The organism is Stutzerimonas sp. C6.4V, assembly GCF_058536345.1.
Window position 1 is genome coordinate 1,698,607 of sequence record NZ_JBZUBM010000001.1, and the last position, 24,944, is coordinate 1,723,550.

The following is a 24,944-nucleotide window of genomic DNA, read 5'->3' on the forward strand; positions in this document are numbered from 1 at the left end:
TCACTGCCGTGCAGCGAGCTCGCGCAAAAGCTGTGCGGAGAGAGACTGGCGGGTAGAAGCGTACTCGGCCCAGGGATCGAGTGACTGGGCATCGAGGCGCTCGCGAACGTTGAAGATGTTCCAATGGTCGGCGCCGCTGATCCGGTCCAGCTCGTCGACGGTGATGGGTACGGAAACCGGCAGCCCCGGTCGAGCTCGTGCCGAATAAGCGGCAACAGTACTGGCCCCACGCTGATTGCGCAGGTAGTCGACGAAAATCCTGCCGACGCGATTCTTAGGCCCCATCTTCGCCACGATCTGCTCCGGTGCCTCCTTTGCCAGGCGCACCGTGACGCCACGGGCGAAATCATTGACCAGGTCCCAGCTCTGGCGTCGCTCGATGGGCACCACGACATGCATACCGCGCCCGCCGCTGGTTTTGAGAAACGCACGAAGACCCAGCTCTCCGAGCAGATCGAGGGTCATGGTGGTCGCCTCGATCATGCTCGACCACGGCAGTTCGGGGTCGGGATCCAGGTCGAAAACCATCCGATCCGGCCTGTCGATGCGATCGCTGCGTGCATTCCAGGTGTGAAACTCGATGGTGCCCATCTGCGCTGCCTCAACCACCGCGGTCACGCTGTCGGCCTGGATGAGGCGGGCGTGCTCGGGGTCGAGTGACTTATCCAGCACGCGCATGTGCGGCATCTTCAGGCGCCCGCAGTGGCGCTGGAAAAAACTTTCACCACTGACGCCGTCAGGCGCACGGACAATTGAAAGCGGGCGCTTGGCCAGATGCGGCATCAGCCACTCCCCTACGGCCAGATAGTACTGCGCGAGCTGCAGCTTGGTGACGCCACTCCGGTCATCGATGACACGCTGCGGGTTGCTGATGCCGATACCGCCGACATCGGGACGGCTCTTGCCGGACTTGTCAGGCATGCAGATTCCTCATCGTCAGCTCGCTTTCTTGCTGCTGGGCTTGCTGGTACTGGCCTTGCTGGTGTCCGTCTTGCGCGCTGTCGAGGTTTTGCTCGTGGCGGTCTTGCTTGCGGTGGGCTTCGCCGGCGCCTTGGCTTTGCTGGTTGCAGTTTTGCTTGCGGTTCGCTTTGCCGGTGAGGCTTCTTCGCTGTCGTCGTCCTCGCCCCCGTCCTCAACCTGCTCGGCGGGCGCTGGCTTCCTGGCCGCCGACTTTCCCGCCAGACTGCGCTTGAGCAGTTCGGTAAGGTCGATGACATCGGCGCTGCGCCGATCCACGGCTTCCTCCGGCCCACCCACTGCCTCGATCTTGCCTTCGCGCGCCTTGGTTTCGACCAGGTCCATGATCTGGTCCTGGAAGGTGTCCTTGTACTGATCGGGATTCCAGTCTTCGCTCATGTCCTCTACCAACCGCTTAGCCATGTCGAGCTCCCTCGGGTTCAGATCGGCATTGAGCGCCTCGTCCTTCATCTCGAGGTATTCGACACCGCGAACCTCTTCGGCCCAGCGCAAGGTATTCATCACCAGCGCCTTGCCCAGCGGCATCACCACCGCCAGGTGCTGCTTGTTGCGCAGCACCACATTGGCGATCCCGACCTTGCCGGTCTGGATTAGCGTTTCACGCAGCAGTGCGTAGACCTTCTCGCCACGGCGATCGGGCGTCAGGTAATACGGCGTATCGATATAGAGAAAGGAAATGTCCTTCGAGTCGACGAAGGCAACGATGTCCACCGTCTGCGTGGCCTTCGGGTGGGCTGCCTTGATCTCGTCATCGCTGATCACGACGTAGTTGCCCTTTTCGTACTCGACACCCTTGACGATGTTCTCGCTCTGGATGTCTTCGCCGGTGGTCTTGTTGATGCGCTTGTAGCCCACCCGGTCCATGCTGCGCTTGTCCAGCCAGTCGAAATCGATTCCCGAGCGGGTCGTGGCGGGCACCAGGGCCACGGGAATATGGACCAGACCGAAACTGACGGCACCCTTCCAGATCGTGCGAGGCATAAGCTTCTCTCCTGTCGGCTGTGATCAGCCGTTGACCACCGTACCGCCATTCACGTGGATCACCTGGCCGCTGACATAGGAAGAATCGCTGCTGGCCAGATACACATAGGCGGGCGCAACCTCCTCTGGCTGTCCGGGACGTTCCATGGGCACGTTCGCGCCGAATTTCTCGACTTTTTCCTCATCGAACGTCGATGGGATAAGCGGCGTCCAGATCGGCCCGGGGGCTACGGCATTCACCCGGATCCCGCGCTCGGCCAGGTTCATCGACAGGGATCGGGTAAAGGCGGTGATGGCGCCCTTGGTCGATGAGTAGTCCAGCAACTGCGGGCTGCCCTTGTAGGCCGTGACCGAAGTGGTATTGATGATCGCTGCCCCTTTCTGCAGGTGCGGCAGTGCAGCCTTGGTCATCTGGAACATGCCGAAGATGTTGGTGCGGAACGTCTTTTCCCACTGTTCTTCGCTGATGTCCTCGAGGCTTTTCTGGGGATGCTGTTCGGCGGCGTTGTTGACCAGAATGTCGAGCTTGCCGAGCGTGCCCAGGGTTTCGTCGATCGCCTTGCGGCACACGTCACGATCAGCCACATCGCCGGCAAAGGTCAGGCACTTGCGGCCCTGCTCTTCGACCACGCGCCGGGTTTCATCGGCGTCCTGGTGCTGATCGAGATAAAGGATTGCCACATCGGCGCCCTCACGGGCAAACAGCACCGCGACCGACCGGCCTATACCACTGTCACCTCCGGTAATGATCGCCACCTTGCCCTGGAGCTTGCCGGCGGCTCTATAGTCCTCGCCACGAAATTCGGGACGCGGGTTCATTTCGCCCTCTTTGCCCGGCTCTGGCTGCTGCTGTGGGGGAAGTGTCTGGTCGGGCATGCGGAATCCTCCGTAACGGGAATAAAACCTGTACTCGGAGGACTTGGCACTGGCCGTAAAAGTTTCTGTGAAGCGATGAGAGGCCCCTGTGCTGAGGCCTCTATGTCAGCCGACGCGTAGCGCAACCCGGCCGCGCGGGACGCCGCTTTCGACATACTGGTGGGCGGCTACTACATCCTCGAAGGGGAACAGCCTGTCCACTTGCGGTGTGATCAGCCGGTCGGCCGTCAGTTGATTGATATGCAGCAAGGCACGCTGGACGGCATCGCCATTCTGCTCGATGCCAAGCTCAGGCTGGCCGGTGAAATCGCAGAGGCAGTGCAGGAAAAACTTGAAGTTCTTCTTGAACGCCGCGCACGCCGGAAAGGCCGTCTCGTTGCCACCGTTGAGACCGTAGAGAATCAGCTTCCCACGTGGCGCAATCACGTCACCGAGCAGCTTCATCTGCGAACCGCCACAACCGTCGAGCACGACCTCGACGCCGGCTCCACCGGTAATCTTCTGCAGACGTCCGACCAGATCTTCCTCTTCCGTGACGACAACAGTCTCTGCGCCCAGCTCATGCAGGAATTCACGATCCTCGGCCGTATCACAGGTCGCAATGACTCGACCGCCTAGCGCCTTCGCCAGTTGTACCGCAGAAGGCCCGGTGCAGTGCCGCGCTTCGGTGATCAGGACATGCTGTCCGGGCTCCAGTTGCGCCAGTTCCACCAGCGCGAAATACGACACCAGCGCGGGCGTGAAGTGGACGCAGGCTTCGGCTGCACTGAGCATTTCCGGATAGTGAACCAGCGATGTCTGCGGCAGGAGCGCGTGCTCGGCATAGAGCGGGTACTGGTTGAGGTCATGGCCGGGAAAGCTGGCCACGCGATCACCTACCGCGAACCCATCGACCTCCTCGCCCACCGCCAGTACCTCACCAGCGACTTCACTGCCGAGCCCGGCCGGTAGCCTGGCGTGCCGTGGCGACAGATCCTGACGCCAAAGCACGTCGTTCCAGCTGACCCCGATCGCCTTGACGCCGACCAGTACTTCGCCCGGACCCGGCTTTGGCACGTCACGTTGTTCATAGCGCAGCACATCGGCTGGCCCGAACTGGTGGAAACGGATGATGCGGGACATGAAAAAGACCCCTCGATTACTGCTGTGTCAGTGACTCTATCTGTACCGCTGGGACAACTCCAGCCGCGAAGCCTGCATTCCGCTCGATAGTTGCCATGCGCCGGAATGATGGGGCCCTGTATGTAAGGTGGAGCGCCTGGTTGCAGCTTTGTGTCATTGCAAAGCGGAAATGGACATGCCGGTGACACTGCGAACTGTCTAGAATGCAGACGCAACCTCATCTGGTCAGCCGTGTTCCTGGTTTGACCACAGCTTGAAGTGAACGGCATGAATCGCAACGACCTTCGCCGCGTGGACCTGAACCTGCTCATCGTGTTCGAAACGCTGATGCACGAACGTAGCGTGACGCGAGCGGCTGAAAAGCTATTTCTCGGCCAGCCGGCGATCAGCGCTGCGCTGGCAAGGTTGCGTACGCTGTTCGATGATCCGTTGTTCGTCCGCACGGGCCGAAGCATGGAGCCAACCGCACGTGCCCTGGAAATTGCCGGTCTGCTGTCCCCGGCGCTGGACTCCATCTCGACTGCTGTCAGCCGCGCCTCGACCTTCGACCCCGCCACCAGCGAGCTGGTGTTTCGCATCGGTCTGACCGACGAAGTTGAGTTCGCCCTGCTGCCGCCGCTACTCAGGCGCATACGCGCCGAAGCCCCGGGCGTGGTGTTGGTGGTACGCCGTGCCAATTACCTGCTGATGCCGGGGCTGCTCGCCTCCGGAGAAATTTCGGTGGGTGTCTGCTACACCGAGGAACTGCCTGCCAATGCCAAGCGCAAGGTACTGCGCCGGCCGAAACCGATGCTGCTGCGCGCCGACAGCATCCCCGGCCGCATGTCGATGGAGGACTACTGTTCCCGGCCGCATGCCATGGTTTCCTTTGCTGGCGACCTGAACGGCTACATCGATGACGAACTGGCCCTGCATGGCTGCAAGCGCCGGGTAGTACTCGCCGTGCCGCAGTTCAACGGCCTGGCCAGCTTGCTGGCCGGCACCGACCTGGTGGCCACCCTGCCGGACTATGCAGCGATGGCACTCGCTGCCAACGGCGGCGTGCGCGCCGAGCCGCTGCCCTTCGAGACCAGCCAGGACTTCGAGCTCTCCATGGCCTGGCGTGGCGCCCAGGACAACGACCCGGCCGAGCGCTGGCTGCGCTCGCGGATCCAGATGTTCGTAGGCGATCCGGACAGTCTGTAGGGTGAAAAACGGCGCAGCCTTTTCCACGCGTATACCGTCCCACGCACCCTGCCTCGTCATTCAAGTGCCCTGCCCCAGCGGCTCCTTTTACCAGCCGGGATAGCCCTCGATTGGAGGAACGATCCGGGGGTCGTTTCCACCCGACCGATATCGCATGGGCCTGATGTTCGATGGCCAACCATCACCGTCAATGATATCTACATTCGCCTCGTTCGATTTCTGCCTGAAGGGACCAGCCCACACACTTCCGCCATCGATAAAAAGCCGAGTTGCGGAGTCAAGCATGGAACGTTCACTCAAAGCCTTGCGTTACCCATTGGTTGCGGTTGCCGCAGCTCTGGTTGGCGCATGCGGAAAAGCGCCAGAAGCGACCGAAGCAGCCATGCCGGCACCCGCCGTCAGTGTTGCCGAGGTCATCGAACAGCAGGTCACTGAATGGGACGAACTCACCGGCCGCCTGGAGGCGCCGGAATCGGTCGAGATTCGTCCACGCGTGTCGGGTTTCATCGACAAGGTCGCGTTCGCGGAAGGCTCGCTGGTGAAGAAAGGCGACTTGCTGTTCCAGATCGACCCGCGCCCGTTCGAAGCCCAGGTCAAACGGTTGCAGGCCGAGCTGCAACAAGCGCGCGCCACCCAGCGCCGGACCGCAAGCGAAGCCGAGCGCGGTGAGCGCCTACGCGCCAACAATGCGATTTCAGCCGAACTGGCTGACGCGCGAGCCAGCGCCGCCAGCGAAGCGAAGTCCGCCGTCGCCGCCATCCAGGCTCAGCTCGACGCAGCGAAGCTTGATCTTGGTTTCACCCGGGTCACCGCCCCCATCGATGGCCGCGTAGGTCGTGCGCTGATCACCGCGGGCAACCTGGTCAATGCTGGCGAAGCCTTGCTGACGACGCTGGTCTCGACCGACAAGGTCTATGCCTACTTCGAGGCAGATGAACGCACCTACCTGAAATACCGCGAGCTGGCCCGTGACGGTGAGCGTGGCGAGGAGACGCCTGTGTACCTCGGGCTATCCAGCGAAGAAGGTCACCCGCATCTGGGGCACATGGACTTCATGGACAATCAGGTCGATCCCCGCACCGGCACCATTCGCGGCCGCGCCGTGTTCGACAACCGCGACGGGCGTTTCACCCCCGGGCTTTATGCGCGGCTGAAGCTGGTCGGCAGTGCCACCTATGACGCCGTCCTGATCAAGGATGTCGCGGTCGGAACCGATCTGGGCAAGAAGTTCGTCCTGGTCCTCGGGGAGGACGACACCGTCAACTATCGCGCTATCGAACTGGGTCCGAAGCTGGAGGGCCTGCGCATCGTGCGTAGTGGTCTGAAGGAAGGCGAAACCATCGTGGTGAACGGCCTCCAGCGCGTTCGGCCGGGTAATGCGGTACAGCCACAGGATGTCCCGATGGCGGATGCCGATACCCTTGCCGCGCTACAAGAACAGAGCCGTGCCATTTCCGCCGCGATGAATCCGCAGGTCGTCGACCGCACCCTGGCGCGCCGACCGAGCAGTTGATGACCGACACGTCCAGCTGACCGGCGCCGAGGCGCCACCCCCATAACAACCGATTCCGCCAGGGTGCGTCATGCGCACCCTCTCCCCCGGAGTGCGTCATGAATTTCTCTCAGTTCTTCATCCAACGGCCAATCTTCGCCGCGGTGCTGTCGCTGATCATCCTGATCGGCGGTGCCATCTCGCTATTCCAGCTGCCGATCAGCGAATATCCCGAGGTGGTGCCGCCGACGGTGGTGGTCCGCGCCAGCTTCCCGGGTGCTAACCCCAAAGTGATCGGCGAAACCGTCGCCTCGCCCTTGGAGCAGGCCATTACCGGCGTCGAAGGCATGCTCTACATGTCGTCCCAGGCGACCGCCGACGGCAAGCTGACCCTGACCATCACCTTCGCGCTGGGCACCGATCTGGACAATGCCCAGGTGCAGGTGCAGAACCGCGTCACACGCACCCAGCCAACGCTGCCGACCGAAGTGCAGCGCCTGGGCGTGACGGTGGACAAGGCCTCGCCAGACCTGACGATGGTGGTGCACCTGACCTCGCCGGACGAGCGCTACGACATGCTCTACCTGTCCAACTATGCAGCGCTGAACGTCAAGGACGAACTGGCGCGACTGGACGGGATCGGTGACGTACAGCTGTTCGGCATGGGCGATTATTCGCTTCGCGTCTGGCTCGATCCAAACAAGGTGGCCTCGCGCAACCTCACCGCAACTGACGTGGTCAATGCGATCCGCGAGCAGAACCGCCAGGTGGCGGCGGGTTCGCTGGGTGCACCACCCGCACCGGGCGCGACGGACTTCCAGTTATCAATCAACACCCAAGGCCGACTGGTTAGCGAGGAGGAGTTCGAGAACATCATCATCCGCGCCGGCGAAGACGGCTCGATCACCCGCCTGCGAGACATCGCACGTATCGAACTGGGTTCCAGCCAGTACGCGCTGCGCTCCTTGCTTAACAACCAGCCCGCTGTCGCCATTCCGGTCTTTCAGCGCCCTGGCTCGAACGCGATTGAAATCTCCGACTCGGTGCGTGCACGCATGGCCGAACTGAAGAAGGATTTCCCGGAAGGCGTGGACTACGAAATCGTCTACGACCCGACCATCTTCGTGCGCGGCTCCATAGAAGCGGTGGTTCACACCCTGCTCGAGGCCATCGTGCTGGTGGTGCTGGTGGTGATCCTGTTTCTGCAGACCTGGCGCGCCTCGATCATCCCGCTGGCCGCCGTGCCGGTGTCGCTGATCGGTACGTTCGCGGTGATGCACATGCTCGGCTTCTCGCTCAACGCGCTGTCGCTGTTTGGCCTGGTGTTGGCGATAGGCATCGTGGTGGATGACGCCATCGTGGTGGTGGAGAACGTCGAGCGGAATATTGGCCTCGGCAAGTCCCCCGTCGAAGCCACCAAGCAGGCGATGAAGGAAGTGACGGGGCCGATCATCGCGACGGCGCTAGTGCTTTGCGCTGTTTTCATCCCGACCGCGTTTATTTCCGGCCTCACCGGGCAGTTCTACCAGCAGTTCGCCCTGACCATTGCCATTTCGACGGTGATTTCTGCGTTCAACTCCCTGACGCTGTCACCGGCGCTAGCGGCCGCATTGCTGCGCAGCCATGACGCACCAAAAGACGGTTTCTCGCGGCTGCTGGACAAATTGTTCGGCGGCTGGCTGTTCGCGCCGTTCAACCGCGTATTCGAGCGTGCGAGTCACGGCTACGTCGGTGCGGTTAAACGCATCCTGCGCGGCAGCGGCATTGCGCTTGTGGTGTATGTCGGCCTGGTCGGACTCGGATACCTGGGGTTCGCCAGTACTCCGACCGGCTTCGTGCCGCCGCAGGACAAGCAGTACCTGGTGGCCTTCGCGCAACTGCCGGATGCCGCCACGCTGGATCGTACTGAGGACGTCATCAAGCAGATGTCTGCGATTGCCGGAAAGCATCCCGGCGTGGAGAACACCATCGCCTTCCCGGGTCTCTCGATCAATGGCTTCACCAACAGCCCGAACAGCGGCATCGTCTTTGTTGCCCTGAAAGACTTTGGCGAGCGCAAGGACGAAAACATGTCCGCCGGGGCCATCGCCGGGGAGCTCAACGGCCAGTTCTCCGGTATTCAGGAAGCCTACCTGGCGATCTTCCCGCCGCCGCCGGTACAGGGGCTGGGCACCATTGGCGGCTTCCGCGTGCAGGTTCAGGACCGCGGCAACCTCGGCTACGAGGAGCTCTACAAGCAGGTGCAGAACGTCATCGCCAAGAGCGCCGACTATCCCGAACTGGCCGGGCTGTTCACCAGCTATCAGGTGAACGTCCCGCAGATCGATGCCGATATCGACCGGGAAAAAGCCAAGACCCACGGCGTGGCTATCGATCAGATCTTCGACACCATGCAGGTCTACCTTGGCTCGCTATATGCCAACGACTTCAACCGCTTTGGCCGCACCTACCAGGTCAACGTCCAGGCCGAGCAGAAGTTTCGCCTGACGCCCGACCAGATCGGTCAGCTGAAGGTGCGCAACAACCGTGGCGAGATGGTGCCGCTCTCAACCTTCGTCAAGGTCAGTGACAGTTCCGGCCCGGATCGCGTGATGCACTACAACGGCTTCCTGACCGCTGAAATCAACGGTGCGGCCGCCGCCGGCTACAGCTCCGGTCAGGCCGAAGCGGCGATGGAACGGCTGCTGCAAGCCGAGCTACCGAACGGCATGAGCTTCGAATGGACCGAGCTGACCTATCAGCAGATCCTGGCGGGTAACACCGCGATGTTCGTCTTCCCGCTTTGCGTGCTGCTGGCCTTCCTGGTCTTGGCGGCGCAGTACGAAAGCTGGAGCCTGCCACTGGCGGTGATTCTGATCGTACCGATGACGCTGCTGTCGGCCATTACCGGGGTGATCCTCTCTGGCGGCGACAACAACGTGTTTACCCAGATCGGCCTGATCGTGCTCGTTGGCCTGGCGTGCAAGAACGCGATCCTGATCGTCGAGTTCGCCAAGGACAAACAGGAAGAAGGCATGGATCGTCTATCCGCTGTGCTCGAGGCCTGCCGTCTGCGGCTGCGCCCGATTCTGATGACCAGCTTTGCGTTCATCATGGGTGTGGTGCCGTTGGTGCTCTCCTCCGGCGCGGGTGCGGAGATGCGTCATGCCATGGGCGTCGCGGTGTTCAGCGGCATGCTCGGGGTGACCTTCTTCGGTCTGCTGCTGACGCCGGTGTTCTACCTGGTCATACGCGCCTACGTCGAACGGCGCGAGGCGAAGAAAGCGGTACTCGAGGAGGCGCACGCATGAAGGCTGTCATTTCCACTCCGTTACTGCTTGCGGCTGTTCTCACCTTGAGTGCCTGCGCCGTGGGGCCGGATTACCGCGCGCCGGAGGTCGAGCCCGCGCAGATTGAACGTGCAGCGGCGGCTGGCTTCGATCAATCACATTTTCAGGCAGCCTGGTGGCGCCAGTTCGACGATCCGACGCTCGACGCTCTGGTGGCTGGAGCGCTGGCCGAGAACCGCGAACTGCGCATCGCCTTCGCCCGGCTCCGCGCCGCTCGTTCGATTCGCGATGACGCGTCCAATGATCGCTTCCCTACCGTAACCGCGGGGGCCAGCGCCGAATATGGCGAGGCTCAGCAACCTGGCTTCGGCGAGGAGCGCAGCAGCATCGAGCGTTACGATCTTGGGCTGGACATGGCCTGGGAACTCGATCTGTTCGGCCGGGTGCAGCGGCGTATCGAAGCCAGCGAGGCGCAGAGTGAAGCTGCAGAAGCGGAGCTGTACCAGCTACAGGTCAGCCTGATTGCCGAACTGGTCGATGCCTACGGCCAGCTGCGCGGCGCGCAGTTGCGTGAACGCATCGCGAGGGAGGATCTCGAAAACCAGCGCAACTCACATCGGCTGACCGAGCAGTTACGCGACGCTGGCGTAGGGAGCGAGCTCGATGTGCTGCGCGCCGATGCGCGGCTGGCGGCAACCGAGGCCAGCTTGCCGCAACTGCAGGCGCAGCAAACCCGAGCGACCAATCGCATCGCAACCCTGCTCGGTCAGCGCGCGGATAGGCTTAGCGTCGACCTCACGCCGCGTGAGTTGCCGGCCATCGCCAAGGCGCTGCCGATTGGCGATCCCACCGAGCTGCTACGTCGCCGACCGGACATTCTCGCGGCTGAACGGCAGCTGGCAGCGGCGACCGCCAGCGTGGGCGTAGCGACGGCTGATCTGTTTCCGCGGGTAAGCCTGAGCGGCTTCCTGGGGTTTATTGCGGGGCGCGGTTCGCAGATCGGTTCGAGCGAGGCTCAGGCCTGGGGCGTCGCGCCGAGCATTACCTGGGCCGCGTTCGACATGGGCAGCGTCCGCGCCAGATTGCGTGGCGCAGAGGCGGACGCCGAGGGTGCGTTGGCCAGCTACGAGCAGCAGGTTCTGCTGGCCCTGGAGGAATCGGAGAACGCCTTCAGCGACTATGCGAGAGCTCAGGAGCGGCTACTCGCCCTGTTGCGTCAGTCCGGCGCCAGCCGTGCGGCGGCGGAGCAAGCAGCGATCCGTTACCGAGAGGGCACGGTGGACTTCCTTGTGCTGCTGGATGCCGAGCGTGAACGCCTAGCAGCGGAGGATGCGCAGGCGCAGGCCGAAGTCGAGGTCTATCGCGGAGTCGTAGGCCTTTACAAGGCACTCGGAGGTGGCTGGCAGCTGGCCAGCGGCTGATCCCCGATGGCTCTGCGCTGCTGGCTGGCGGCGCAGCGCCGTCCCGAGCAGCAGCGAAAGTGTGACCTGCTGCAACTCCCTCTACCTCATTTGTGAAATCTGAGAGAAAGCCCTTTTTACGGTGTGGCTTATTTGGCATAACGCTTCATTGAAAGCTCAATCGCATCCGTTCGGATGTCATGCCAACCCACCAAAAACAAAGAGCCTTTTCATGATCAAGCCGATCATCACCCTCGCCAGCCTGCTGCTGGCGTTGACCGCGACCGCGGTCGAAGCTGAACCGGTCGTCATCAAGTTCTCCCACGTCGTCGCTGAGGACACGCCCAAAGGCAAGGGCGCCCTTCTATTCAAGAAGCTGGTCGAAGAACGACTGCCCGGCCAGGTCAGCGTCGAGGTCTATCCCAATTCCACCCTGTTCGGCGATGCCAACGAACTGGAGGCTCTAGCCAGGAACGAAGTACAGCTATTGGCACCATCGCTCGCGAAGTTCGAGCAATACACCAAACAGCTACAGGTATTCGACTTACCGTTTCTCTTCGACGACCTGGCCTCCGTAGACAGATTTCAGAAGCGCGCCAAGGGCCGCCAGCTATTGCTGTCGATGGAAAAGCAGGGCATCACCGGCCTGGCGTACTGGCACAACGGTATGAAGCAACTGTCGGCGACCAAAACTTTGAAAACGCCGAGCGATGCGACAGGCCTCGCCTTCCGCATCCAACCGTCCGGGGTATTGGAGTCTCAGTTCGCACAGGTTGGCGCGTCAACCAGGAAGATCGCCTTCGCAGACACCTTCAGCGCCTTGCAGAACGGCACGGTGCAAGGCACGGAAAATACCTGGTCGAATCTCTACAGCAAGAAGATGCATACGGTTCAGCCCTTCATCACCGAAACGAACCATGGCGTGCTGGACTATATGCTGGTGAGCAATTCGAGCTTCTGGTTTGGTATCCCGCACCGGATTCGTACCGAGCTGGAAAGCATCATCGACGAAGTCACCTTCGAAGTTAACCGAGCCGCCGAGCAAGCCAATCAGGCTGATCTGGAGCGCATCCGCAAAGCGGGCACGTCCGAAATCATCGAGCTGACCCCGGAACAACGCCAAGCATGGCGTGAAGCCATGCGTCCGGTTTGGCAGGAGTTCGAGCCAGTGATCGGGGCCGACATCATCAAGGCAGCGCAGACGGTCAACCGCAAGCAGCGCAACTGAACCTCCGCTTTACCAAACCGCGGCGGCGATGCCGCGGTTGTCCCTCCTGCAGCTCCGCGCAGACGCTTCTTCCGCCGCTTCCATGCGCAGCAGGTAACCCACGGAGCCGGCCCTGCTTCAGCGCTCCGGAGCCGCGAGTATGGGCTCCAAGTTCAGCTGCGACTCCTCCCAACCGCCGCCTAATGCTGCGATGAGCTGAACGCTGGCCGCAAGTTGATCGCCCAGCAGAGTCAGATAGGTACGCTCGTTGTTCAATGCGCTGGTCTGTACCGTGGCGACGTTCAGGTAGTCGATCATCCCGGCGCGATACTGGTTCTCGATCAGGCGCAGCGACTCCTGTGCGGCTTCCAGCGCCTGTCGTTGAATCACCGCCTCGGCGGCAAGCACCCGCAGCTGCACCAGGTTGTCTTCGACTTCGCGGAAGCTGTCGAGCACGGTCTGCCGATAGTTGGCCACCGTCTGGTCGTAGTTGGCTTCTGCTATTTCGAGATCGGCACGACGGGCGCCGAAGTCGAGCAGTGTTACCGCCAGTTGCGGGCCCAGTGACCAGAAGCGGTTCGGCAGGCTGATCAGGTCGTTGAAACTGGTATTTCGATATCCACCGCTCGCCGAGAGGGTCAGGTCCGGGTACCACGCGGCTTCCGCTACGCCAATCTGCGCATTCGCGGCGATCACCTGCCGCTCGGCGGAAGCCACATCCGGACGACGTTCCAGCAATTGCGAAGGCAACGCCAAGGGTACGGCCGGCAGCTCCGGAATGGCATCACGCTCGGCAATGTTCAATTCCGACGGCGGCACGCCAACCAGCACCGCAATGGCGTGTTCCAGCTGCGCGCGTTGCCATTGCAGATCTATGGCCTGGGCTTCGGTGCTCCTGAGTTGGGTCAGCGCCTGGGTTACGTCGGATTTCGGAACGATGCCCGCCCGGTACTGGTTTTCCGTCAGGCGCAGCGAGCGAGCGAAGGCTTCGACCGACTGATTCAACAACCGCTGCTGCTCATCGATTATCCGCAGCTGCAGGTAGGTCTGGACTAGTTCTGATTGCAGGCTCAAGCGTACCGCTGCAACGTCAGCCGCGCTGGCCTGCATGCTGGCCCGGTTGGCTTCCAGATTCCGCCGCAGACGACCCCATATGTCCAGCTCCCAGGACGCGTCGATGCCGACGCTGTAGCTCTCGCTGACACCGCTACTGCTGGACCCGCTTTGAGTAGTCGTGCTGGTGGAACTGCCCTGTCCTGCGCGTGTGACGCCGCCGCTGCCGCCGACCGAGGGGAACAACTGCGAGCGAGCCCCCCGGACCAATGCCCGGGCACTACGGTACTGCGCTTCGGCGGCCGCCAGATTCTGGTTGGACACGTTCAGGCGTCCGACCAGTTGGTTCAACTCGGCATCGCCATAAAGCGCCCACCAATCCCCCCGCTCCAGCACATCGGCGGGGTTGGCGACCTTCCACCCTTCGGCCTGCTTGAACTCGGCAGCCATTGGCAGGTCCGGGCGCTCGTAGTCAGGCCCGAGCGTGCAGGCCCCAAGGGATACCGTCATGACGAAAACAGTGAGCGGGCGTAAGGCGTGTTTCAGAGACAACGAACTCATAGCGGATTTTCCAGTGCAGCGTCGGTGCGCACACCGCGCCAGCTGTTGAAACGATGGCGCGCGCGGTCCAGATACAGGTAGACCACCGGCGTGGTGTAGAGCGTCAGGATCTGGCTGAGCATCAGGCCACCAATGATGGTCAGGCCCAGCGGCTGACGCATTTCCGCACCTTCGGCGCCGCCCATCAGCAAGGGCAATGCACCGAGAATCGCGGCCATTGTGGTCATCAGGATGGGCCGGAAGCGCAGCAGGCAGGCTCGACGAATCGATTCGGCAGGCGACAGCCGATCGTTGCGCTCGAACTGCAACGCCAGGTCGATCATCAGGATCGCGTTTTTCTTCACCACCCCGATCAGCAGGAACAGTCCGAGCAGCGAGATCAGACTGAACTGCTCTCGCATCAGGATGATCGCCAGCAGCGCCCCCACACCTGCCGATGGCAAGGTCGAAAGGATGGTCAGCGGGTGAATGTAGCTCTCGTACAGCACGCCAAGCACGATGTAGACCAGCACCAACGCGCCGAGGATCATGAACGGCTGGCCGGCCTGGGTCGACTGGAACACGTCACCGGTGCCGCCAAGACGCCCCTGAACTTCACTGGGCAAGCCGATCGCCGCAACTGCCCGCTCGATGGCCAGGGTTGCTTCTTCCAGGCTCACGCCCGGCGCCAGGTCGAAGTCGATGTTTTCCGCTGCAAATTGGCCGTCATGACTGACGCGATCTTCCTCGAGGCTGCGCTCATAGCGCGCGAACGCAGCTAGCGGAACCCGGCGACCATCGCTGGTGATCACATTGATCTGTTCCAGCACCTCGGGGCTTTGCGCGTAAGCCGGATCGATCTCCATGACCACCTGGTACTGGTTCAGCGACTCGTAAATGGTGGAGATCTGCCGCTGGCTGAACGCGTTGTTGAGCAGGGTGGTGACTGTGCTCATATCGATACCGAGCCGCTTGGCCGCGTCCCGGTCGACCTTGAGGGTGATCTGCTGTGCGCCCTCGCCTTCGTTGGCGTCGATGCTGGTCAGCTCCGGCAGCTCCATCAGCGCCTGGGTAACCCGCGGCAGCCAGGTTCGCAGGTCGTCCAGATCACCAGCGAGCAGATTGTACGAATACGCCGAACTGCTCTGGCGACCGCCGCCGAACTGCAGATCCTGGTCAGCCATCAGGAACAGTCGGCCACCCGGCACCTGCGGCAGGTTTTTGCGGATACGCTCGATGACTTTTTGCGAGGAGATATTGCGCTCGTCCAGCGGCTTGAGCCGGACAATCATGAAGGCGTTGTTGATGCCGCCCTGCCCCCCGATGAAACCTGCCACGCTTTCGACAGCCGGATCGGCCAGCACCGCCTTGCGGTAGGCCTCCATCTTCGGCTGCATGACCTGAAACGACAGGCCGTCGTCGCCTCGGATGAACCCGGTCAGCTGGCCGGTATCCTGCTGTGGCAGGAAGGTCTTCGGCACCTGAATGTAGAGCACGACGTTCAGTGCGATGGTGGCCAGCAGCGTCAGCAAGGTAATGCGACGGTGACGCAGCGCCCAGCCGAGCGAGCGGTCGTAGTAGCGCAGCAACCACTGGTGCGCATCGTGGCTCCAGCGGTGCAGTCGGCCATCCTGCTCTGGCTGATGCGGTTTGAGCCAACGCGCACAGAGCATTGGCGTCAGGGTCAGCGAAACCAGCAACGAGACCATGATCGCTGCGGCCAGGGTGATGGAGAACTCACGGAACAGCCGTTCGACGATGCCACCCATGAACAGGATCGAGACGAAAACAACCACCAGGGAAAGGTTCATCGACAGCAGCGTAAAGCCCACCTCACGGGTACCGACATAGGCGGCTCGCATGGGCGGCACGCCGTCATCGATATGCCTGGCAATGTTCTCCAGCACCACGATGGCGTCGTCCACCACCAGCCCTGCCGCAAGAATCAGGGCCATCAGCGACAGCACGTTGAGCGAGAAGCCGAACAGGTACATCACGGCAAAGGTACCCACCAGCGAGACCGGCACGGCCAGGGCCGGGATCAGCGCGCTGCGCAGGCGTCCCAGGAACAGGAACACCAGCAACACCACCAGTCCCACCGCGATCAGCAGGGTGCGTTCAGCCTCGTGCAGGGTCGCGCGGATGACGGGTGACCGGTCCATGGCGACAGCAACGTTAACGCTGCCCGGCACGATGGCCTGCAGCGCGGGCAGCTCGTTACGAATGCCTTCGATGGTTTCGATGATATTGGCGCCGGCCTGCCGGTTGATGACCAGCAGCACGGCGCTTTCGTTGTTGAAAAAGCCGTCGTTGTAGCGGTCTTCCACGCCATCGGTGACCTCTGCCACATCGCTCAGGCGCAATACGGCACCATCCTGGTAACGGATGACCAGGGGCAGATAATCGGCAGCTTCATGCAGCTGATCGCTGGCCTGAACCTGCCAGTGGCGATCCTCGTCTTCAACCATGCCCTTTGGGCGGCGAACATTCGCGGACGCAATGGTCTGGCGCACCTCGTCGAGGGACACCCCGTACTGTTCCAGCTGTTGCGGCTGAAGCTGGACGCGGACCGCCGGCAGCGAACTGCCGCCAACCTGTACTTCCCCCACGCCCGGTACCTGCGACAGCTTTTGCGCCAGGATGGTGGACCCGACGTCGTAGAGCTGGCCTTTGTCGAGCACATCGGAAGTCAGCGACAGCACCATGATCGGCGCCTGGGCCGGGTTGACCTTACGGTAGCTGGGCATGCTGCGCATGCCGCTCGGTAACAGATTGCGTGACGCGTTGATCGCAGCCTGAACGTCACGTGCGGCACCGTTGATATCCCGGTCCAGGTCGAATTGAATGATGATCCGCGTCGAACCCTGGCTGCTGCGGCTGCTCATCTGGCTGACCCCGGCGATGCTGCCGAGTGACCGTTCCAGTGGCGTCGCCACGCTCGACGCCATGATTTCAGGGCTTGCGCCAGGCAGGCTAGCCTGCACCGTGATAACCGGGAAATCCATGTTCGGCAGAGGCGACACCGGCAACAGGCCGAAGCTGACCCCGCCCAGCAATAGAATCGCCAGGCTCAGCAGCATGGTCGCGACCGGGCGCGCGATGAAGGGGGCGGAAAGGTTCATGTCCGTGCCGCTGGAGGCTGGAGGCTGAAGGCTGGACGATGGCACCTCCGGTGCTGGCTTTGGACCTTTCGTTCAGCCTTAAGCCTCCAGCCTGCTTTCGAAGCGATCATGCGTTCGCCTCCTGCCCTGCCTTGTTCCGGCGAGCGAATCGCTGGCCCAACCGATCAAAAAACAGATAGATCACCGGCGTGGTGAATAGGGTCAGCAGCTGGCTGAGCAGCAAGCCGCCCACCAGCACCAGACCCAGCGGCTGGCGGAGCTCGGCGCCGGAGCCTGAAGCCAGCATCAACGGCACCGCACCGAACAGTGCAGCCAGCGTGGTCATCAGGATGGGTCGGAAACGCAGCAAGGCGGCGCGGTAGATCGCGTCCTGGGGACTCATGCCCTGATGGCGCTCGGCCTCCAGCGCGAAGTCGATCATCATGATGGCGTTTTTCTTGACGATGCCGATGAGCAGGATGATGCCAATGATCGCGATCAGCCCCAGGTCGTTGCCGGTCAGCAGCAACGCCAGCAAGGCGCCTACTGCGGCCGAAGGCAGGGTCGACAGAATAGTGATCGGGTGGATGTAGCTCTCATAGAGCACACCAAGCACGATGTACATGGTCACCACCGCGGCCAGAATCAGCAGCAACGTGCTCGACAACGACGCACGGAAGGCTTCAGCCGCACCCTGGAACCGGCTCTGGATTCCCGCTGGCATGCCGATTTCCGCCTCGACGCCCTCTATGACCTCTACCGCTTTGCCCAGCGAGACCCCGTCCGCCAGGTTGAATGACAGGGTAACCGCTGGAAACTGGCCGATATGGTTGATCAACAAGGGCGCGTTCCGCTGTTGCAGAGTCGCCAGGCTCGACAGCCTGACCGGGGTGCCTCCTTCGCTCTGCACGAACAGCTGATCCAACGCCTGGGCGCCAAGGCGGTTGCCTGCCTCTGCTTCGAGTACCACGCGATACTGGCTGGCCTGGGTGAAGATTGTGGAAATCTGACGTTGGCCAAATGCATCGTACAGCGCGTCGGTAATCGCCGAGATCTGTATCCCCAGGCGTGCCGCTGCATCCCGGTCGATATCCAGGAAGATCTGCAGGCCATCGCTTTGCAGGTCGCTTGCTACATCGGTCAGCTCCGGTCGCTCACGCAGCGCCGCCACCAGCCGCGGCGTCCACTCCTCCAGCAACTCGCCGTCGGGGGACTCCAGGCTGAACTGGAACTGTGTACGGCTGACCCTATCTTCGATGGACAGGTCCTGCACCGGCTGCATGTACAGCTCGATGCCCGGCAGTTTTGCCAGCTCGGGACGCAGGCGATCGATCACCTGGCTGGCCGTGAAATCACGCTCGGCATGGGGCTTTAGGTTGATCAGCATCCGCCCGCTATTGAGCGTTACGTTGTCGCCGTCGACACCGATATAGGACGACAGACTGGCCACCGCAGGATCCGCCAGGATCACGCGTGACAGGGACTGCTGGCGCTCGCTCATGGCGCGAAATGAAATCGACTGCGGTGCCTCGCTGATGCCTTGAATCACGCCGGTGTCCTGCACCGGAAAGAAGCCCTTCGGCACCGCCAGATACAGCACCACCGTCAGACCCAGCGTGCCCACGGCAACCAGCAGCGTCAGGGTCTGATGGCCCAGCACCCAGGTCAGCCACCGGGAATAGCCGCCGATAAGGCGCTCGACCCAGTCTGGCTTGGCCTTTTCAACCGCTGCGGGTTTGAGCAGCTTGGCGCACATCATCGGGGTCAGCGTCAACGAGACCACCAGGGAAATCAGGATCGCGACCGCCAGGGTGATGGCGAACTCGCGGAACAGGCGCCCCACCACGTCCTGCATGAACAGAAGTGGAATCAATACCGCAATCAGCGACAGGGTCAGCGAAATGAGGGTAAAGCCGATCTGCCTGGCGCCTTTCAATGCAGCCTGCAGCGGCGTCTCGCCTTCCTCCACGTGACGTGCGATGTTCTCGAGCATGACGATCGCGTCGTCGACCACGAAACCGGTGGCGATGGTCAGCGCCATCAGCGTGAGGTTATTGAGCGAGAAACCGGCGAGATACATCACCGCAAAGGTGCCCACCAGGGAAAGCGGAACCGCGATCGACGGAATGATGGTGGCAGACATCTTCTTTAGAAAGATGAACGTGACCAGCACCACCAGAACCGTGGCGAGCATCAGCTCGTGCTGCACGTCGGTCACGGCAGCGCGGATTGTCTGGGTGCGATCGGTCAGCACCACGACGTCGAGGCCAGCCGGCATGCTTGCGGTGACTTCGGGCAGCAACGCCTTTATCCGCTCGACCACCTCGATCACATTGGCGCCAGGCTGACGCTGGATATTCAGGAGTACGGCCTGACTCTGGTTGGCCCAGGCAGCAAGGCGTTCGTTCTCAGCACCATCGATAATGTCGGCGACATCCTTGAGCCGCAGCGCAGCGCCATCCTGATAGGTCAGGATCAGCTCGGCATATTCTTCTGGAGTCTTCAGCTGGTCATTGGCGTCGAGCATCGAGACTCGTGTCGGACCGTCAAAGTTACCCTTGGGCTGGTTGACGTTGGAACTGGTCACCAGCGTGCGGACATCGGCGAGCGACAATCCATAAGACGCCAGCGCCTCGGGGTTCACTCGGATACGTACGGCAGGACGTTGACCACCGGCAATGCTGACCATGCCGACACCGCTGATCTGTGCGAGCTTCTGCGCCATCCGCGTATCGACCAGATCATGCAGCTCCGGCAGCGCCAGGCTTTCCGAGGTGATGGCAAGCGTCATGACCGGGGTGTCGGCCGGATTGACCTTGTTGTACACCGGAGGCGCGGGCAGATCATCCGGCAGCAGATTGCTCCCGGCGTTGATAGCGGCCTGGACCTCCTGTTCGGCAACATCCAGCTCGACGTCCAGCGAGAAGCGCAGGGTTATAACCGAGGCGCCTCCAGAGCTGGTCGAGGACATCTGTGTCAGACCCGGCATCTGTCCGAACTGCCGTTCGAGCGGCGCCGTCACGGCACTGGTCATCACTTCCGGACTGGCGCCCGGATACAGCGTCATCACACGGATGGTCGGGTAATCGACCTGGGGCAACGCGGCCACGGGCAACATGCGATAGGCGATCAGACCCGCGATCAGAATCGCGATCATGGTCAGCGTGGTCGCCACCGGACGCAGGATGAACAGCCGCGAGATGTTCATCGCGCCGGGCGCTCCGAACCGACAGCCCGCTCAGGACGCTGCTGCGTCTCTACCGTCGGGCTCTCGGCGGCTTTCTCAGCCAGCTGCTTACGGTCCACCACCTCGACCTGCGCGCCGTCACGCAGTCGGTCGGTGCCCTCCATCACGATTCGTTCGCCGGCCTTCAGGCCGTTGGTGATAACTGTCATTTCACCGTTGCTCGGTCCGACCTCGAGGGTACGCAGCTCAACCTTCGAATCGTCACCAACGACATAGGCGAAATTGCCTTTCGAACCGAATTGCAGCGCCGCCGCCGGGATCAGCACCGCATCGTCCAGCGTTTCTACGCGCAAGCGAACGTTGACGAACTGGTTGGGCAGCAGCAGCTCCTCCTCGTTGTCGAACCGTGCCTTGAGCTTGAGGGTGCCAGTGGTGGCATCGATCTGGTTATCGAGGCTCTGCAGCACGCCTTCGCCGAAAAGCATCCGCTCGCCCCGGTCCCAGGCTTGGACAGTCAGTTCATCACCCTTACGGAACCGCGAGATGACCGGCGGCAACTCACCCTCAGGCAGGGTGAAGGTAATCGCCATGGGCTGGGTCTGGGTGATGACTACCAGCGGCGTGGTGTCGTTGGCTGCAACCAGATTGCCCTTGTCCAGTTGGCGTAAGCCTGCTCGACCATCGATTGGGGCGCGAATCTGGGTGAATTGCAGGTTCAGCTTGGCTTCGTTGACGGCCGCCTGGTTGGCCGCCAGGGTGCCCTTGTATTGATTGACCAGGGCCTGCTGAGTATCGAGTGTTTGCTTGGCAATACTGTCATCGGCGAACAGTCCGCGATAACGGTCCAGATCAACCTGAGCGTTCTGCAGCAGGGCACGATTCTGTTGCAACGTCCCTTCGGCCTGCTGCAAGGCGACTTCGTAAGGACGCGGATCGATCACCGCAAGCAGGTCGCCCGCCTTGACCCGCTGCCCCTCTTCGAAACGAACCTCGACCAGCTCGCCCGCGACCCGGCTGCGGACGTTCACCGTACTGAGCGGCGTAACGGTGCCGAGAGCCTTGCTGTAGACCTCGAATCGCCCCTGCTCGACCGTTGCGACGCGCACGGGTGTTGGTCCGCTGAACGCCCCGAATCCGGGACGGCCACCGCCCGGCTTCTGAGCTTGCGGATTCTCGGCTGCGGTTGGCCACAGCCACCAGAGCAGCACAGCAGTCGCGGTGACTGCCATACCGATTAACAGCCAGCGCCGTACGGAACCGCCAGAAGAAGTGTTTGCCTCGGACATGAACTGTGTTCGCCTGGAAAAGAGCGTGAACCATAAGCAGTCGCGCCTCGCTCGCAAAGCGGATTTACGGCATTTTTACGTATCCGCGCTTGTCGGCGCCGATCACGGACCGGCAAACCGTGTTTCGCCAGCAGGAACCATGCTAAAGCCTTTCAGTCTATGTAACGTTCGCCAGCCCACTGGCGGATGAACTCATGGACTGTTCCAGGCGATCGACTCCACACCGATGCGCGACGCCGCTTTATTCAGGCCAGCTTTACCGCGCCTGTACAGGATCACGGAATGAATGCATCACTGGTCATCCTGGCGTTGACTGTCGCCAGTTTTCTTCTCGGTTTCCTACGCGACCTGTTTATCGCCAAGGCCTTCGGCCTGAGCTGGGAAGCGGACCTCATCTTCGTCGCGCTGATCTTGCCGATGTTCTTCGAGAACTTCCTTGGCCTCGCATTGCGCGACGCCATGATCCCTTACCTGCAGAGGTTGCGCAGTCAGTCGCAGGCGCTTTTCGAAACCGTTGGCCGCTGGCTCTACTGGCGGGTGATGCTCGCGGGCGCCGCGGTCAGCGCCATCGCAATCGTGGGAAGCTACTGGTTCCTCAATCTGCTTGCGCCGGGCTGGTCGGACAGCCAGGTCGCCGCCGGGCAGATCGTCTTTTGTGTTGGCGCCGCCCTGGTTGCGGTGCAAGCGGTCCTGTATTGCCAGGGCGCGCTGCTCAACATGGATGAAGTGTTCATATTGCCCATGACTCGTACTGTTCTGCTGAACGCAGGCGCGATCATCGGCATCCTGCTGTTCCAGCCCACCGGCATGGTCATTTTCATCGGCATGCTACTGCCACAGCTGGCATTGATCGTCATCCAGCATCGGCGCATCGCCTACCTGCGGGGTGAGCTCCAACCCGTAGAGGCCGAAGGGCACGGTGGCGGTTTCGGCCTGGCATTCGCCCCGGTTCTCCTGGCTGCCGGCGCGCAGCAGGGATGCATCCTGGCCGAACGGATCTTCGCTTCCTATCTGGATGAAGGCAGCATCACCATGCTGTCGTTTTCGTTCCGCATCGTCACCATCCCGTTGACCCTCTATGCCCTGTCCGTGCTGGCCGTGCTGTTCCCCCGCTTCGTCTCCAGTTGGAGCGAGGACGACCACAGCGGCCATGCAGCCCTGGTACGCAAGGGTCTGCTCGCGACCTTGCTGTTCCTGGTGCCTGCGACCGTGGTGCTCTGCTCGTATCCTGAGCCTGTAGTCTCGGTATTGCTCGAAAGAGGCCAGTTCGGCGTGGCACAGACCGAGGCCACGGCTTCCCTGGTCGTGCTTTATGCCCTTGGCCTGCCCGCGATGGGGCTGGCGTTGCTCTGGGGGCGCACCCTGCTTGCCCAGCATCAATCGCGACTGTTCCTGATCATCACGCTGATCAGCTCGACCATGACCATCGGTCTCGACGCGCTGCTCTACCGGCAGTACGGTGCCGAAGGGCTGGCGTTCGCGTTCTCCAGTGGGGCAATGCTGCAGGCACTGTTCATGGGCTTGTATGTCTACCGAGCCTCACCCAACGGCCTGGCTCCCGGCGTGCTGCTGCGCTGGGGTGTGACCGGCGCCCTTGTTGCCGTGGCGACAAATTGGCTACCGGCACCGCACGGCCTGGTCCAGCTGTGCCTGTATATCGCGCTGGTTCTGGGTGCGTTCGCCGCAGGCGTCCTGGTGTTGGGCGAGCGCGACCTGTTCCGCCCTGCCTATTGGTCGATGAAGAAAGCCTGACTGGCCTGGTCTCGGCGCCTGCAACTGCATGGCCCGGCCAGGCAAGCGTGGTTTCACAAGGAGAGCGCGCGGCCACTGGCCATACCAGAGGCGCGCCGGCCTTCCTTTGGATGACCCAACTGTTGCAACGCATTGGCAGGAAACGAGAAACCCCGCAGGGCTGGCGGGGTTTATTGTGGAGCTGGCACCGCTACACCAGATCGCGCTAGGTCCCAAGGGCAAGCATGTCGACTGCCCCGCTTTCTGGCCCTTTTTCCCTCGTTGTTGCCGCTAGCCGCTCGGCGCGCTGCTGGATGACGATATCCAGCGCCCGGCTGGGAAGGATATCGATGTCTTCGAAGGTGATCAGCTGGCCTGGCTCGACGGCCCGCTTCAATGCCGTCTTGCGCAGCAGTCCGATGGGTACGTGATCCGGGTGTTTGTCGAGCTTGAGCGCCTCGCCCCGAAACTGGAAACCGCCGATTCCCCGCTCGATGAGCTCACCGGGACGCATCGCCCGTTTGGCGATCGCCCCGACACCCAAGGTTGGAGATGTGGAGTTGTTGAGCAACACGCCGCCCCCTTGCAGCACGCGACGCACCGTCTTGCCCACTTCGAGCGAGCACAGGTGAAACGGTCGGACCAGGGTGTAATAGGGGCCGGGGCCAAGCTTGAAGTATTCGATGGCGGCGCGCTGGTTGTCGTCGTGACGACAGACCAGAAATACACCGCCGGCCGGATAACCCGACGGAATCACATAGTCAACCAAGGGGCGACCGAGGCGCTCGGCCATCATGCCGAGTAGATTGCCGGTCTCGTTGAGGTTGGTGGAGGCCAACCCTTCCAGGCCCTGCCGCGTGATGGTCGCGCCGAGACCATTACCGACGATGACCTGTTCGATCTGCACCTTGGTGCCATCCGTGAACGAGGTGGTCTGGTCAATGCTGATACCTTGCCGCTTGGACCAGTACGCCATGTCTTCAGGCGACGGATCATGGTTCAGATACCCCTTCATGTTGCCGTATACCAACGGCTTGAAGCCCATCATCAGGGCTTCCTCATGCAAGGCCGCCAGAGAGCCTGGCTGATCGCCTTCCGCTTCGGTGAGAAAACCCTTTCCTGCCAGATAGGAGCCTGTCGTTACCTGGAGTTCGGCATTGACCGTAACCACAGGTAATCCAGCTTCGAACGCTCTCTCGATGACTTCGGTGCCGTGAAACACATCGCCGCTGCATTCGATGATGATGTCGGCAGTGTCGATCAGCTGATCAATGGAATTGGTGAGCCGTTCCGGCAGCGGAAAGTCACTGAACGAGTTCAACGGCCGCCGTGTCAGGACCCGGGAAATTTCCATGTCCCGGTAGTGTTGCTCGATCAGCCGGATGAGACAGTGCGCAATCATTCCCGTGCCGGAAACACCGATCTTTTTAAGAGGCGAAAGGGACATAAGCGAATCCATTCAGTGGGCATTGAAGGCTAGGACCGCAGCGCCTGGAAAAGATTTTTCAGAAAGCAAAAAAATCTGGCCTAACGCCA

At 61.9% G+C, this 24,944-nt stretch carries 15 protein-coding genes; 6 read left to right on the top strand and 9 right to left on the bottom strand.

Annotation, left to right across the window (positions count from 1 at the left end; all coding sequences use genetic code 11):
• The 4 genes from ligD to AC4LFW_RS08040 form a co-directional block, all read right to left on the bottom strand.
• Nucleotides 1-921 carry a non-homologous end-joining DNA ligase gene (gene ligD / locus AC4LFW_RS08025; RefSeq protein WP_491818568.1) on the bottom strand — a complete coding sequence of 307 codons (921 nt, stop codon included), beginning with the start codon at nucleotides 919-921 and terminating at the stop codon, nucleotides 1-3.
• 15 nt (nucleotides 922-936) lie between these two features.
• Nucleotides 937-1,959 (bottom strand): non-homologous end joining protein Ku, encoded by a 1,023-nt coding sequence (gene ku / locus AC4LFW_RS08030; protein WP_491818569.1) that lies wholly within the window; start codon nucleotides 1,957-1,959, stop codon nucleotides 937-939.
• Nucleotides 1,960-1,983: 24 nt separating this feature from the next.
• Nucleotides 1,984-2,835, bottom strand: coding sequence for an SDR family oxidoreductase (locus tag AC4LFW_RS08035; RefSeq protein WP_491818570.1), 852 nt, complete (start codon nucleotides 2,833-2,835; stop codon nucleotides 1,984-1,986).
• Between the two features lie 105 nt (nucleotides 2,836-2,940).
• Complete coding sequence (locus AC4LFW_RS08040) at nucleotides 2,941-3,957, bottom strand: zinc-dependent alcohol dehydrogenase family protein (protein WP_491818571.1); 1,017 nt, start codon at nucleotides 3,955-3,957, stop codon at nucleotides 2,941-2,943.
• Between the two features lie 267 nt (nucleotides 3,958-4,224).
• Between AC4LFW_RS08040 and AC4LFW_RS08045 the strand changes: the two genes are divergently transcribed.
• From AC4LFW_RS08045 to AC4LFW_RS08065, 5 genes are all read left to right on the top strand, one after another.
• A complete protein-coding gene (locus AC4LFW_RS08045) occupies nucleotides 4,225-5,142 on the top strand; it encodes a LysR family transcriptional regulator (protein WP_491818572.1) in 918 nt (305 codons plus the stop codon).
• Between the two features lie 283 nt (nucleotides 5,143-5,425).
• A complete protein-coding gene (gene mexE, locus AC4LFW_RS08050) occupies nucleotides 5,426-6,655 on the top strand; it encodes a multidrug efflux RND transporter periplasmic adaptor subunit MexE (protein WP_491818573.1) in 1,230 nt (409 codons plus the stop codon).
• A 98-nt stretch (nucleotides 6,656-6,753) separates the two neighbouring features.
• On the top strand, nucleotides 6,754-9,924 hold the full coding sequence (locus AC4LFW_RS08055) for an efflux RND transporter permease subunit (RefSeq protein WP_491818574.1): 3,171 nt from the start codon (nucleotides 6,754-6,756) through the stop codon (nucleotides 9,922-9,924).
• Nucleotides 9,921-11,324: an efflux transporter outer membrane subunit gene (locus tag AC4LFW_RS08060; RefSeq protein ID WP_491818575.1), complete on the top strand. Its 1,404-nt coding sequence runs from the start codon at nucleotides 9,921-9,923 to the stop codon at nucleotides 11,322-11,324. The genes AC4LFW_RS08055 and AC4LFW_RS08060 overlap by 4 nt, the downstream gene beginning before the upstream one ends.
• 214 nt (nucleotides 11,325-11,538) lie before the next feature.
• Entirely contained in the window at nucleotides 11,539-12,531 is a 993-nt protein-coding gene (locus AC4LFW_RS08065) for a TRAP transporter substrate-binding protein (protein ID WP_491820161.1), read from the top strand.
• A 117-nt stretch (nucleotides 12,532-12,648) separates the two neighbouring features.
• Here the strand turns inward: AC4LFW_RS08065 and AC4LFW_RS08070 are convergent, their stop codons facing one another.
• The 4 genes from AC4LFW_RS08070 to AC4LFW_RS08085 form a co-directional block, all read right to left on the bottom strand.
• A complete protein-coding gene (locus tag AC4LFW_RS08070) occupies nucleotides 12,649-14,124 on the bottom strand; it encodes an efflux transporter outer membrane subunit (RefSeq protein ID WP_491818576.1) in 1,476 nt (491 codons plus the stop codon).
• Nucleotides 14,121-17,225, bottom strand: a complete 3,105-nt coding sequence (locus tag AC4LFW_RS08075; RefSeq protein WP_491818577.1) for an efflux RND transporter permease subunit — start codon at nucleotides 17,223-17,225, stop codon at nucleotides 14,121-14,123. Before AC4LFW_RS08075 ends, AC4LFW_RS08070 begins: the two co-directional genes overlap by 4 nt.
• Before the next feature lie 106 nt (nucleotides 17,226-17,331).
• A complete protein-coding gene (locus tag AC4LFW_RS08080) occupies nucleotides 17,332-20,412 on the bottom strand; it encodes an MdtB/MuxB family multidrug efflux RND transporter permease subunit (protein ID WP_491818578.1) in 3,081 nt (1,026 codons plus the stop codon).
• Nucleotides 20,409-21,677 (bottom strand): MdtA/MuxA family multidrug efflux RND transporter periplasmic adaptor subunit, encoded by a 1,269-nt coding sequence (locus AC4LFW_RS08085; RefSeq protein WP_491818579.1) that lies wholly within the window; start codon nucleotides 21,675-21,677, stop codon nucleotides 20,409-20,411. Before AC4LFW_RS08085 ends, AC4LFW_RS08080 begins: the two co-directional genes overlap by 4 nt.
• Before the next feature lie 282 nt (nucleotides 21,678-21,959).
• Between AC4LFW_RS08085 and murJ the strand changes: the two genes are divergently transcribed.
• Nucleotides 21,960-23,429: a murein biosynthesis integral membrane protein MurJ gene (murJ, locus tag AC4LFW_RS08090; RefSeq protein ID WP_491818580.1), complete on the top strand. Its 1,470-nt coding sequence runs from the start codon at nucleotides 21,960-21,962 to the stop codon at nucleotides 23,427-23,429.
• A 205-nt stretch (nucleotides 23,430-23,634) separates the two neighbouring features.
• Here the strand turns inward: murJ and AC4LFW_RS08095 are convergent, their stop codons facing one another.
• Nucleotides 23,635-24,810 (bottom strand): NAD(P)-dependent oxidoreductase, encoded by a 1,176-nt coding sequence (locus tag AC4LFW_RS08095; protein ID WP_491820163.1) that lies wholly within the window; start codon nucleotides 24,808-24,810, stop codon nucleotides 23,635-23,637.
• Between the last annotated feature and the right edge of the window lie 134 nt (nucleotides 24,811-24,944).